Origin of the sequence: uncultured Bradyrhizobium sp., from assembly GCF_936943645.1 — a bacterium.
Classification (GTDB): Bacteria; Pseudomonadota; Alphaproteobacteria; order Rhizobiales; family Xanthobacteraceae; genus Bradyrhizobium.
In genome coordinates this window covers 1-12,500 of record NZ_CAKZJO010000016.1, presented here as the reverse complement: position 1 = coordinate 12,500, position 12,500 = coordinate 1, and the positions used below count along the sequence as shown (strand labels likewise).

Here is a 12,500-nt window from a genome sequence, read left to right as displayed (position 1 = left end):
TCTGCGTCCAACGCGCAGCGGCGTTTTCGCTCATCTGCCGGGATGGAATAGAAATAAAGCGGCGCGTCGGCCGAATAGCCCGGCATGCCTTCGTGCCATTCATCGCAGCACGTGCATTTGAAGCGGAACATGGTCTCACCGTTTCGTGACGCGTTTGGCGGCAGCATATCAGGAAGCGCGGTTCGATGGATCGAGCGGGGCAGCCACCCGGCTCCCACCAAGTCGTGATCATTCAGCCACGATCTCCCGCTAGCACAAAGCGATGGAGTTCATGCGCGATGGAGTTCATGCGCAGTTCATTGCGAGACCCCTAGCGTCCGACCACCCAAGGCCAACATTTCCCCCTGTCCGGAGGAGACTTCCATGCCAGCATTGCTTCGTCCCGCTCTCACCGCGCTCGGTGTCGCGTGCCTCCTGTCCGGAGCTTCGCTTGCCTCCTCCGGCACCGCATTCGCACAGGCCAAGCAGCCGCCGGCTTCGAGCCAGGCCGCGCCCGCACCGACCCAGCAGCAGGCTCCGCCACTCAAGCAGATTGCGCTGACCGACAAGCAGATCGATGGCGTGCTTGCCGCCCAGAAGGACATGGACGCGATCACGGCAAAGCTCCCCGAGAACGCCGCGCCCGACCAGAAGGTCGTCGCGCAGCTCGAGGACGTCGCCAAGAAGTACGGCTTTGCCGGCTATGACGACTACAACAACGTCGTCGACAACATCAGCCTCGTGATCGGCGGCTTCGACCCTGCGACCAAGAAATATGTCGGCACGGAAGCCGTGATCAAATCGCAGATCGCGCAAGTGCAGGCCGACAAGAAGATGCCGGCCAAGGACAAGAAGGAAGCCCTCGACGAGCTCAACGAAGCGCTGAAGACGCCGGCGCCTGCGGTCGAGAACAAGGCCAATATTGATCTCGTCAGCAAGTACTACGACAAGCTGATCGCTGCGCTCGGCGATGACGAGAACTGAGGCCTTCGCTCGTGTCCCGGACGCGCTGCAGCGTGCAACGCTGCTGCGCAGAGCCGGGACCCAGAGAGCCGCGGATTCGGAGTAGCATGGGCCCCGGCTCTGCAGCGCACCGTCGAGGGGACGCTGCGCTGCGTCCGGGGCACGAGCGTCTGCCTCAAACAAGAAAGCCCCGGAGACATCTCCGGGGCTTTTGTCGTTCTGCGCTGCGCCGCGCGTCGCGGCTATGTCCGCGTCCGCATCCGCATCATGAAGCTGTCGAAGCTGAGCTCGGCGACCTGCATCCAGGCCAGCGACTCCGCGCGATAGGCGGTGAGGCTCGAATACATCTTGCCGAAATGCGGATTGGTCTTGGCGAGATCCGCGTAGATCTCGTTGGCCGCGGCGTAGCAGGCCTCGAGCACCTCCTGCGGGAACGGCTTGAGCGTTGCGCCGGCCGCCAGCAATCGTTTCAGTGCGGGCGGATTGACCGAATCGTACTTGCCCGTCACCCAGGTGAAGGTGTCGAGCGAGGCCGTGGCGATCGCGATCTGATAATGCTTCGGCAGCGCATTCCACTTCTCGAGGTTCATGACGTTGTGGCCCTGGCCGGTGCCTTCCCACCAGCCCGGATAGTAATAGTACTTCGCCACCTTCACGAAGCCGAGCTTCTCGTCGTCATAGGGGCCGACCCACTCCGCCGCATCGATGGTGCCCTTTTCAAGGGCGGGATAAATGTCGCCGGCGGCGATCTGCTGCGGCACGCCGCCGAGCTTTGCGATGATGGTGCCGGCGAAACCGCCGACGCGGAATTTCAGGCCCTTGAGATCGTCGATGGTCTTGATCTCCTTGCGAAACCAGCCGCCCATCTGGGCGCCGGTCGAGCCCGTGGGCACGCCGATCGCATTGTGCTCTTTCAGGAGATCGTTGAGCATCTCCTGACCGCCGTTCCACAACAGCCAGGAAATGTGCTGGCGCGTGTTGAGACCGAACGGCAACGACGTGCCGAAGGTGAATGCCGGGTTCTTGCCCCAGTAGTAATAGAGCGCGGTGTTGCCCATCTCGACCGTGCCGTTCGAGACGGCGTCGAGCACTTGCAGGCCGGGGACGATCTCACCGGCCGCGAAGGGCTGGATCTGGAAGCGATTGTCGGTAATCTCGGCGACGCGCTTGCAGAAATATTCGCAGCCGCCATAGAGCGTATCGAGTGATTTCGGCCAGCTCGCAGCTAACCGCCATTTCACTTCGGGCATCGACTGTGCAACGGCCGGTGCGGCAAACGCTGTGCTCGCAGCGAGACCCACGCCCGTCCCTTTCAGGAAATCACGACGTTTCATGCGTATCCCTCCAATGTGCCGAGTGCTCGACTAAGGGAACGATCTTGATGTCGTCTTGGCTTCGCCGATAACCGACGTTGTTTGTGACGATAGGAATATGTCAGGCGGCCCTTGAGGGCTTCTTTGTGGATTCCGGTGCGTTGCGGCTCCGGCGGCGAGGATGACCGGTCGCCTTGGGATAATCAAGCGTCGCGGCAATGCTCGCAGTTGCGAAGAGGCCGTGCGGACGAACCACGCGGCGACGCCGTCTGTTAAGAGCATCGCTCCCGTAAGATGGACAAAGGCGCGACAGCGCCGTGCCCGCGATCTCATTCAACTGGATAGGGCGGTGGGCATGCGCTCGCTTTGTGTCCCCCCTGCGGGAGCGGCGCTGGAAGAGAGAAGCCCCGGAGACGTCATCATCGCCGGGGCCTCTCATTCTTTAGTCGTGTACGCGGTTACCGCCTCACGTCTTCGCCCGCATCCGCGCCATGAAGCCGTCGAAGCTGAGCTCGGCGACCTGGGTCCATGGCAGCGCTTCGTTCTTGAACGCGTTCATGCTCGCCAGCATCTTGCCGAAATGCGGATTGGTCTTGGACAGATCGGCATAGATCTCGTTTGCCGCGTTGTAGCAGGCTTCGAGCACCTCCTGCGGGAAACCCTTGAGGATCGCGCCGCCGACGATCAGCCGCTTCAGTGCCGGGGCGTTCACTGCGTCGTACTTGCCGGTGATCCAGGTGAAGGTATCGCGTGACGCCGCATCGATCGCCGCCTGGTAGTGCTTGGGCAGCGAATTCCACTTCTCGATGTTCATGATGTTGTGGCCCTGGCTCGTGCCTTCCCACCAGCCGGGATAGTAGTAGTATTTCGCGACCTTGGCGAAGCCGAGCTTTTCGTCGTCGTAGGGACCGACCCATTCGGCGGCATCGATCGTGCCTTTCTCCAGCGCCGGATAGATGTCGCCGCCCGCGAGCTGCTGCGGCACGCATCCGAGCTTGGCGAGGATGGTGCCGGCGAAGCCGCCGATGCGCATCTTCAAGCCCTTGAGATCGTCGATCGACTTGATCTCCTTCCTGAACCAGCCGCCCATCTGCGCGCCGGTCGAGCCGGTCGGAATGCCGTAGACGTTGTATTCCTTGAGCAGGTCATTGACGAGATCCTGCCCGCCGCCCCACAGCAGCCAGGAGATCTGCTGGCGCGTGTTCAATCCGAACGGCAACGCGGTTGCGAAGGTGAAAGCGGGGTTCTTGCCCCAATAATAGTAAAGCGCGGTGTTGCCGATCTCGACGGTGCCGTTCGACACCGCGTCCAGCACTTGTAGGCCGGGGACGATCTCGCCCGCCGCAAACGGCTGAATCTGGAACTTGTTGTCGGTGATGTCGGCGACCTGCTTGCAGAAATACTCGCAGCCGCCATAGAGCGTATCGAGCGACTTCGGCCAGCTCGTGGCATAGCGCCACTTGATCTCGGGTGAGCTTTGAGCGATCGCCGGCGCGGCGACGGCAGTGCTGGCGGCGAGGCCAGCGCCCGTCACCTTGAGAAAATCACGACGTTTCATGCGTATCCCTTCCATTGCGTCGATGCGTCGAGCAGGGAACGATCTTGGTGTCGTCGTTCGTCGTCGAGGATCGACGTTCTTTTGTTGAAATGGTTTAGACGTTTCCGAATGGCCCTGATGGGCTCTTGTTGCTGGAAGCCGAGCGTTGCGGTTCCGTCAGCAAGGATGACTGTTCGTCCCGCGTTAATCAAGCCGCATGCATCTCGCGACTGCGAAGCGGGCCAGACACAAGTCGGGCCCGTGGGCGGTCTGCTAAAGGATGAGGCAACAATCGAACGGAGGCGCGCAATGACGGGCAAGAAGGTCGTGGTCGCCGGCGCGACCGGTCTCGTTGGCAACGCCGCCTTGCGACACTTCGGCACGTCGGAGCCTTGCGACGTCGTGGCGCTGTCGCGGCGAAGACCGCGCAACCTCCACGGCGCCCGCCACGTCCCGATCGACCTCACCAGCGCCGCGGATTGCCGCCGCGCCGCCGCCGAGCTCGCGGGCGCCAGCCATCTGGTCTATGCCGCGCTCTACGAGGCGCCGCAGCTCGTCGACGGCTGGCGCGACGAGCAGCAGATCAAGACCAACGACCTGATGCTGCGCAATCTGATGGGCGCGCTCGAGCCGGTGGCGCCCGGCCTCAGGCATGTCGCCCTGTTGCAGGGGACCAAGGCCTATGGGGTCCACGTCCGCCCCCTGACCGTGCCGGCACGCGAGGGCCGCTCCGAAATGTACGAGCAGCCCAATTTCTACTGGGCCCAGGAGAACTTCCTGCGCGAGCTGCAGAAGGGCAAGGCGTGGCACTGGAGCATCTTGCGTCCCGTCCTGATCGTCGGCCTCGCCATGGGCGGCGCGATGGACCTGATTCCGCCGCTCGGTGTCTACGCGGCGATGCTGCGCGAGCAGGGCCGGCCGCTGGATTTCCCCGGCGGCGCCGCGCGTGTGGGGCAGGCGGTCGATGTCGATCTCCTGGCGCGCGCGATCGCCTGGTCGGGCGAAGCCCGGACGGCGCAGAACGAGGCCTTCAATGTCATCAATGGCGATGTCTTTACCTGGGAGAACATCTGGCCCGCGGTAGCCGACGCCCTGGAGATGAAGCCCGGCAAACCGGTGCCGCTTTCGCTGGCGAAGGAATATCCAAACTGGATCGACGCCTGGGACAGACTGCGGGCGAAGCACAACCTCATATCGCCCGGTCTCGCCGACTTCGTCGGACTCTCATTCCAGTACGCCGACTACAGCATGCGCTACGGCCACACTGAATCCGGCCCGCCCTCGATCGTCTCCACCGTGAAGATCAACCGCGCCGGCTTTACGGAGATGATGGACACGGAAAAGATGTTCCGGAAGTGGTTCCGGCAGGCGAAAGAAGAACGGCTGTTGCCGTAGCGGTTGTCGTGTTGCTGGCGTACTGTTTCGCCGCAAAAGGACGTCATGCCTGGGCCTTTTCCGGGCATCCACATACTTTGCGCCGCGGAGGTCTCACCCCTCCTTTGCGAACGCCCCTTCCATCGCCTTCCGCGTCCTGATCGTCTCATTGTTCGCGTCGAACTCGACATCGTTCCAGCGCACGATCTCGCCATGGGCGACGTCGTGCTTCAGCTTGAGGCGATGTGCAAGGCCGATCGGCAGCGCGCCGGCCTTCAGGCTCGCGGCCGCCGGCACCAGCTTGCCCCACACCGTGTAGCCGCCTTCGCCGTCCAGCATCTCGCCGGCGCGCAGGTTGCGTTTGGCGACCGAGGCGACGTCGCCGCGAAAGCCGTAGGGCTGCCCGGTCGGCTCGCCCCGCAGTGCGGCCGAGAGCACCGAGATGTTCAGCTCCAGCCCGATCAAATGGTAAGGCTTGTACATCGCAGCATAGCGCCCGCTGCCGTCGGTCTTCAGTCCGTATTGCCTGAAGCAGTCGGCCGCGTAGTCGTTCGGCGCCTCCAGCACGACATAGACACCCCAGCGCAGGTCGCGGAACACCGGCCGTCCGTCGCGCTCCAGGGAGGAGACCACCTCCACCACGCCGGACCGTTCCAGCACGCCGCCGTGCGAGCGCGGCCGCATGATATGCGGGAGATCGTCGACGCCGCAGGGTGGAAACAGCAGGCCGTCCGCGGGCACGTCGAGGCCGCAGGCGTTCGCAATTGCGGCCATCTCGATCGCCGATTTGGTGCCGTCGAGGAAGGAATTGAACATCTGCGGATTCATGCCGGCCGACTGCGCTTCGCCTGCGGTCAGGCCGTAATGCTGCCAGACACCGTCGGGCGTGACGTCGTGATAGGCCGGCAGATATTTCGTCCCCTTGCCGGCGGCAACGACGCGGAAACCGGTGGCGCGGGCCCAGTCTACCATCTCGGCGGTCAATGCCGGCTGGTCGCCATAGGCCAGCGAATAGACGACGCCGGCATTGCGTGCTTCCTCGGCGAGCAGGGGGCCTGCGAGCACGTCGGCTTCGACATTCACCATCACGATATGCTTGCCCGCCGCGATCGCGGCGCGCGCGTGGCGGATCCCTACGGCGGGATTTCCGGTTGCCTCGACCACCACGTCCATCGCGCCGCCGGCGATGGCGCGCGCGCCGTCATCGGTGAAGACGGTCTTTGCGATGAGCTCGGCGCTCCAGCCCACGGTGCGGCACGCCTCGCGCGCGCGCTCACGGTCGATGTCGACGATGATGGGCACCTCCAGCCCCGGTGTGTGCGGCACCTGCGACAGAAACATCGAGCCGAATTTGCCGGCGCCGATCAATGCGACCCGGACCGGCTTGCCGGCGGCGGCGCGGGCCTGGAGGAGGCGGAAGAGGTTCATGGTGCTACCCGATCAGTATCGTGTCCCGGACAAGGTGCAGCGTGCAACGCTGCGCCGCAGAGCCGGGACCCAGTGTGAGGGAATTCCGTGTGGCATGGGCCCCGGCTCAGCAGCGCACCGCTGAAGACGCGCTGCGCTGCGTCCGGGGCACCAGAGGCTACTCCGCCGCCTGCCTTGGCGCACGGGCAAGCCGCAGCAGGGCGTCGTCGTCCACCGTCTTGATCGGCGCGAAGTCGCGATGGGCGATGTAGTCCGGCCGCGTGGGGTTACGGATGTAATTCGAGATCGCGTTCAGCGTCAGATACACGATCTTGCGCGGGTAGGGCGTGATGTTGCCGGCGGATCCGTGCACGAGATTGCCGTGGAACATCAGCATGCCGCCCGGCTTGCCGGTCGGCGCCACGATGCCGCCTTGCTCGACCAGCCGCGTCACGGTGGCCTCGTCCAGCGTCCACAGCGGATAGGAGGTGGTGGCAAGGTCGTGCGAGGCTTCGAGATCGCCGGCGTTCTGGCTGCGCGGCACCAGCATCAGGGGACCGTTGATCGGCATCACCTCGTCGAGGAAGATCGCGATGTTCATCGCGCGCGGCTCCGGCATGCCGTCGTCGCGCTTCCAGGTGCCGTAATCCTGGTGCCATTGCCAGACGTCGCCGGTGAAGGCCGATTTCGCGTTGATCTTGAACTGGTGCATGTAGACGGGCTCGCCGAACAGCTGCTCGACCGGCTCGATCATGCGCGGATGCGCGCCGAGGATTCCGAATGCTTCGTTGTAGAGATGCGCAGCAAAGGCCGTGCGCGGCGCGCCGCTCTTCTCGCGCCAGACCTCCGGCCGGTTGGCGTCGTAGATACCGACCGCCTCGCGCGCGAGCAGATCGACCTCCTCCGGGGTGAACAGCTCGGGCAGGAATAGCCAGCCCTCGCGGTGGAAGAACTCCAATTGCTCCTGAGACAGTTTCATGGGTCGTCCTCCTTGGTCTTGCTTGTTGTTTCTCTCTCTCGTCATGCCCGGGCTTGTCCCGGGCATTCACGTTCTTCGAGCACTCGAGCAAAGACGTGGATGGCCGGGTCAAGCCCGGCCATGACGGCGCAGGCGCGGCGGGCTACGCCGCCGCCTCGTTCGTCGCCCTCAATCTCTCCTCGGTCATCCGTCCCGCCGTCTGCGCGTGCGCCAGCGCGGCAGCTTCGGCCGCCTTCGAGTTCCCTGCGAGAATGTATTTTGCGATATCGGCGTGCTCGGCCCAGGCGCTGCCGCGATAGTCGAGCTCCGACAACACCGTTGCCATCGAGCGGCGCATATGCGGCCATTGCGGCGCGATGGTCTCCTCGATCACGGGATTGCCGGCGAGCTGATAGATCGCGCGGTGAAAATCGACATCGAGCGCGATGAGCTCGGCCAGCGTCGTGTTGCGGTCGATGTGGCGGCCGGCGGTCAGCGCCGCGTCGAGCCGCGCGCGTCCTGCGGCGTCGCTTGCGGCGCGCTCCGCGGCAAGCCGTGCCGCCAGCGCATCGATCGCGCCGCGCACCTCGTAGAGCTGGCGGATGCGCGAAGGATCGAGCTGGGTGACCTCGAAGCCGCGCTTTCCGCTCTCGGCGACGAGACCCTGCCGGTGCAAGAGATGCAGCGCGTGCGACACCGGCTGGCGCGAGACGCCGAGCCTGTCGGCGAGCTCGTTCTGCCGGATGCGCTGACCCGGCTGAAGCGTGCGGTCCGAGATCGCCTCCAGGATGCGCGCATAGACCTGGTCGATCAGGTTCGGAAGCGGGTCGAGAGGGATCACGCCGGCAGCTCCGAAAAAGAAAAGGGAATACGGAATTCCGTATTCGAAGCTACGCCTCACTTGTATGACGCGTCAAGCGGTATCCCAGGGTGGATCCAGAGGCCTTTTCAAGCCTGGTAAGCCAATGATTTCCTTACGCCTTTCTACTGTGCATGGGGTTGTTTTCGCAAAATTGCGTTGGGCCTCAGCCTTCCAGCACCTCCACATCCAGCGCGGCGACCCGCTCCGCATCGGCCAAGGCCTCGATCCCGGCGATGCGGTCCCCCCTGAACGTCACGCGCAGCGCGATGCGCAGCCGGCCGCCGAAGATGACGGCAACGCCGATCTCGCCGTCGACCAGTGCCGTCCGCGCGGCCTGGGCGCGGCCCTTGTAGAGCTGTGCGACCGCATCCGCGCCGCGGATCTCGGCCAGCGTGCCGAGCCGCACCGCGGCCTGATCGGCGCGGAAGACGACGTCGGGATCGAGCACCGCGAGCAGGCCTTCGAAATCGCCTTCACGCGACGCCTTGAGGAAGGCATCGACGATTCCGCGCTGGCGTGATTGGTCGGTCTCGGGCACCGGCGCTCCCTGCACGCGCCGCCGCGCCCGGCTCGCGAGCTGCCGCGATGCCTCGACCGAGCGGCCGACGATCGGCGCGATCTCCTCGAAGGGCACGGCGAACATGTCGTGCAGCACGAAGGCGAGCCGCTCCGCCGGCTGCAGCGTTTCCAGCACGACGAGCAGCGCCGCGCCGACCGAGTCGGCCATCTCCGCCTCGCGCAGCTGCGCGTCGTCGACGGGCTCGGGCACATGCGGGCCCATCGGATCTTCCTTGCGCGACTTCCGTGCGCGCAGCATGTCGAGGCAGATGCGCGCGACCACGGTTGTGAGCCAGCCGCGCAGATTCGCGATATCGGACATGTCGTAGCGGCTGACCCGCAGCCAGGCCTCCTGCACGGCATCGTCAACCTCGGCGCGGGAGCCCAGCATGCGGTAGGCGACCGCGCGCAGATGGTCCCGGCTGGCCTCGAACTGGTTGGTGAGAAGATTTTCTTCGGTCATCGGTCACATTCCCTCATCGCGATCCGTCATGCCCATGACGAAGCCGATCCGGCCGATGTGACCGGAACCTTCGAGATTTGTGAGATGGAGACGAAAATGATGCACGCCCGCATGAATCACCCTGTCATGGTCCTGCCCGAGGCCATGAATGTCCTGCAGTCCCTCGGCAACCTGACCAAGCAGGGCCTGCCGGAAAAGCTCCTGGAACTGGTGCACCTGCGCGCCAGCCAGATCAATGGCTGCAGCGTCTGCGTCGACATGCATCCCAGGATCGCCCGCAAGCTGGGCGAGACCGACGAGCGCCTGTTCGCCGTATCGGCCTGGCGCGATGCGCCCTATTTCACCGACGCCGAGCGCGCCGCGCTGGCGCTCACCGAAGCCGTCACGCGCCTCGCCGATCGCGAGGATCCGGTGCCCGATGCGATCTGGAACGAGGCCGACAAGCATTTCGACGAGCGCGAGCTCGCAACATTGATCCTCTCGATCGCGACCATCAACGTCTGGAACCGGCTGAACGCGACCATCAAGATGCCGGTCGGTGTGCGGACGGTGTGAGGCCTCTTCGCCTCTCCCCGCTTGCGGGGAGAGGCCGGAATTTGCATCGCAAATTCCGGGTGAGGGGGACTCTCCGCGAGTCCCATGCTCATCGTCTGCGCGAAGGCTCCCCCTCACCCCACCCTCTCCCCGCAAGCGGGGCGAGGGGGATCAACGACGGCGCGCTCCTTACAATCAACTACTCGGCCAAGAACTTGCTCACCACATCGCCGAACCCCAGCGGGTCCTGCTCGAACATCCAATGCCCGGCGTTCGGGATCACCGCCGTCTGCGCGCCTCCAATGTGCTCGGCCAGCACGCGCCACATCACCGACAGGCTGCCGGTCGTCGCGCCGCCGCCGATCAGTAATGTCGGCGTCCTGATCGCCTGCGCATCGCCGAGCGTGTAGGGCCGGCGCTGTTCGTTGATCTGGCCGAGAAAGGTCAGCGCGTTGTCGCGGAGCTGCTGCTTGGCCGCCGCCGGCACGCGCCGCCAGGAGCCGTCGCCCTCGATGCCCTCGTAGAAATTCTGCAGCGCGCCTTCGAGATCGCCGGCGCGGATCATCTCGACCGAGCGCGCAGTGCGCGCCGCCAGCGGTGGATGTGCGGGCGTGCCTTCAGGGAGCGGCAGGCTGGCGTCGAGGTCGCCGCCGGGCTCGGCCAGCACCAGTTTTCGCACCAGATCCGGCCGCGCCTGCGCCACGCGGAACGCGATGTGGCCGCCGCGCGAATGGCCCATGAGGTCGACGGGCGCGGGCTGGATCTGTTCGATAAAGGCGATCGTGTCAGCGACGTGCTGCGCCATCTTGTAGTCGTCGCCGACGGCATCCCAATGCTCGGGAAAGAAATGCCGCAGGCTGACCGAGATCACGCGATGGCTCTTCGATAGCGGACCGAGGACAGAATACCAGGTGCGGAAATCGCCGAGCGTGCCGTGCACGCAGACCAGCGGATGGCCGTCGCCGACTTCGAGATAGGCCATGTCGTAACCGTTGACGCGGAATGTCTGCATGATCAGCTCGCCAGAAAATCCAGGACCACTTCGGAGTATTTCTGCGGCGCCTGCTCGAACATCGGATGCGTCGCGTTCGGGATGATCGCCGTCTTGGAATAGGGCACATGCGCGGCAAGCGCATGCAGCACCTTCGGCAGCAGGCCCTTGGTCCGCGCGCCCAGGATGAACAGCGTCGGCATCTTGATCTGCTCCGCATCCGCCTTGGAGAACGGCGGACGATTGTCGCGGACTTGCCCGATCAGCGTAGTGGCGTTGTCGCGCAGGTTCTGCTTCACCATCGCCGGCAGCCGGGGCCAGGTGCCGGGGCCCTCGAGCGTGTCGACGAAGACGGCAAGGCCGCCGTCGACGTCGCCGGCCGCGATCTTCTCGGCCGAGGCGGTGAAGCGTGCCAAGAGCGGCGAGGGCCCGCCGACATAGTCAGGATCGAGGCTGGCATCGAGTTCGCCGCCGGGCTCCGCCAGGACCAGCCGGCGCAGCAGATCGGGGCGCGCTTGCGCGACGCGAAAACAGATGTGGCCGCCGCGGGAATGGCCCATCAGGTCGACCGGCCCGAGGTCGAGCTTGTCGATGAAGGCGATGACGTCCTGGACATGCTGGGCGATCGAGTAGGTGTCACCGAGGCCGTTCCAGCGCTCGGGGAAGAAGTGCCGCAGGCTGACGGCAATCACCCGGTGCCGCTGCGACAGCGGCCCGAGCACGCAGCCCCAGACCCGGAAGTCGTTGAGCGAGCCATGCACGCAGACCAGCGGCGCGCGGCCCTTGTCCTCGCCCACGTCGAGATAGGGCATGTCGTAACCGTTGACGTGGAGGCTTTGCATTCGGGACTCGCGAGGCGGGGCGGAACTCCTGTGCAAGATTCCCGGAAACCGGGTGGATCGCAACTATTTCCAAGCCTAGATTTAGGCCGAGATCACATTGGGGGCATGCGACAAGGACGCAAGCGGGAAACACGCCATGACCGACCAGCATTTTGCCCTGTTCGACACGAAGATCGGCCTTTGCGCCATCGCCTGGGGCCCGCGCGGCATCAACGGCACGCAATTGCCGATGGGTGGCGAACAGAAGATCCGCACCCGTATCAGCCAGCGCCACACCGAGGCCACCGAGGCCGAGCCGACGGCCGAGGTGCAAGAGGCGATCGACCGCATGACAAAGCTGCTCGCGGGCGAACCCGATGACCTCATCGATATCGAGCTCGATCTCGACGGGGTGCCCGAGTTCAACCGCGGCGTCTACGTGATCGCCCGCGCCATTCCGCCGGGCAAGACCGTCACCTATGGCGATATCGCCAAGCAACTCGGTGGCGTGCAGCTGTCGCGCGACGTCGGCCAGGCGCTCGGCCGCAACCCGTGTCCGATCGTCGTGCCCTGCCACCGCGTGCTCGCGGCCGGCAACAAGCCCGGCGGCTTTTCTGCGAACGGCGGCGTGGTGACGAAGCTGAAGATGCTGGAAATCGAAGGCGCGCTGGTGAACCACACGCCGAGCTTGTTTGATTGATCTCCGCTTCACCCTCCCCTGGAGGGGGAGGGTCGGCGCG

13 protein-coding genes (1 of these 13 running past the window's edge) are annotated in these 12,500 nt (G+C 64.9%); 4 read left to right on the top strand and 9 right to left on the bottom strand.

Annotated elements, in window-relative coordinates; translation table 11 throughout:
- Positions 1-131 carry the beginning of a DUF2199 domain-containing protein gene (locus Q0743_RS02090; protein ID WP_298239938.1) on the bottom strand. The gene continues 376 nt to the left of window position 1, outside the view, so only the first 131 of its 507 coding nucleotides appear in the window; the start codon lies at positions 129-131; its stop codon lies off the left edge, out of view.
- A gap of 232 nt (positions 132-363) precedes the next feature.
- Between Q0743_RS02090 and Q0743_RS02085 the strand changes: the two genes are divergently transcribed.
- Positions 364-963: a hypothetical protein gene (locus tag Q0743_RS02085; RefSeq protein ID WP_298239937.1), complete on the top strand. Its 600-nt coding sequence runs from the start codon at positions 364-366 to the stop codon at positions 961-963.
- A gap of 221 nt (positions 964-1,184) precedes the next feature.
- Here Q0743_RS02085 and Q0743_RS02080 read toward each other — a convergent pair whose 3' ends face one another.
- Positions 1,185-2,276: a TRAP transporter substrate-binding protein gene (locus Q0743_RS02080; RefSeq protein ID WP_298239936.1), complete on the bottom strand. Its 1,092-nt coding sequence runs from the start codon at positions 2,274-2,276 to the stop codon at positions 1,185-1,187.
- 445 nt (positions 2,277-2,721) lie between these two features.
- Positions 2,722-3,813 carry a TRAP transporter substrate-binding protein gene (locus Q0743_RS02075; RefSeq protein ID WP_298239935.1) on the bottom strand — a complete coding sequence of 364 codons (1,092 nt, stop codon included), beginning with the start codon at positions 3,811-3,813 and terminating at the stop codon, positions 2,722-2,724.
- A 288-nt stretch (positions 3,814-4,101) separates the two neighbouring features.
- Between Q0743_RS02075 and Q0743_RS02070 the strand changes: the two genes are divergently transcribed.
- Positions 4,102-5,187, top strand: a complete 1,086-nt coding sequence (locus tag Q0743_RS02070; RefSeq protein WP_298239934.1) for an SDR family oxidoreductase — start codon at positions 4,102-4,104, stop codon at positions 5,185-5,187.
- Between the two features lie 93 nt (positions 5,188-5,280).
- Here Q0743_RS02070 and Q0743_RS02065 read toward each other — a convergent pair whose 3' ends face one another.
- From Q0743_RS02065 to Q0743_RS02050, 4 genes are all read right to left on the bottom strand, one after another.
- On the bottom strand, positions 5,281-6,594 hold the full coding sequence (locus Q0743_RS02065) for a Gfo/Idh/MocA family oxidoreductase (RefSeq protein ID WP_298239933.1): 1,314 nt from the start codon (positions 6,592-6,594) through the stop codon (positions 5,281-5,283).
- Between the two features lie 157 nt (positions 6,595-6,751).
- A complete protein-coding gene (locus tag Q0743_RS02060; RefSeq protein ID WP_298239932.1) occupies positions 6,752-7,552 on the bottom strand; it encodes a phytanoyl-CoA dioxygenase family protein in 801 nt (266 codons plus the stop codon).
- Positions 7,553-7,694: 142 nt separating this feature from the next.
- Complete coding sequence (locus Q0743_RS02055) at positions 7,695-8,372, bottom strand: GntR family transcriptional regulator (protein WP_298239931.1); 678 nt, start codon at positions 8,370-8,372, stop codon at positions 7,695-7,697.
- 184 nt (positions 8,373-8,556) lie between these two features.
- Entirely contained in the window at positions 8,557-9,414 is an 858-nt protein-coding gene (locus tag Q0743_RS02050; protein ID WP_298239930.1) for a sigma-70 family RNA polymerase sigma factor, read from the bottom strand.
- A 99-nt stretch (positions 9,415-9,513) separates the two neighbouring features.
- On the opposite strand from Q0743_RS02050, the gene Q0743_RS02045 reads away from it, so the two are divergent.
- Positions 9,514-9,969, top strand: coding sequence for a carboxymuconolactone decarboxylase family protein (locus Q0743_RS02045; protein WP_298239939.1), 456 nt, complete (start codon positions 9,514-9,516; stop codon positions 9,967-9,969).
- Between the two features lie 178 nt (positions 9,970-10,147).
- On the opposite strand, the gene Q0743_RS02040 is transcribed toward Q0743_RS02045, so the two are convergent.
- Positions 10,148-10,960 (bottom strand): alpha/beta hydrolase, encoded by an 813-nt coding sequence (locus Q0743_RS02040; RefSeq protein WP_298239929.1) that lies wholly within the window; start codon positions 10,958-10,960, stop codon positions 10,148-10,150.
- Between the two features lie 2 nt (positions 10,961-10,962).
- Positions 10,963-11,781 (bottom strand): alpha/beta hydrolase, encoded by an 819-nt coding sequence (locus Q0743_RS02035; protein ID WP_298239928.1) that lies wholly within the window; start codon positions 11,779-11,781, stop codon positions 10,963-10,965.
- A 136-nt stretch (positions 11,782-11,917) separates the two neighbouring features.
- On the opposite strand from Q0743_RS02035, the gene Q0743_RS02030 reads away from it, so the two are divergent.
- Entirely contained in the window at positions 11,918-12,460 is a 543-nt protein-coding gene (locus Q0743_RS02030) for a methylated-DNA--[protein]-cysteine S-methyltransferase (RefSeq protein ID WP_298239927.1), read from the top strand.
- Positions 12,461-12,500: the final 40 nt, after the last annotated feature.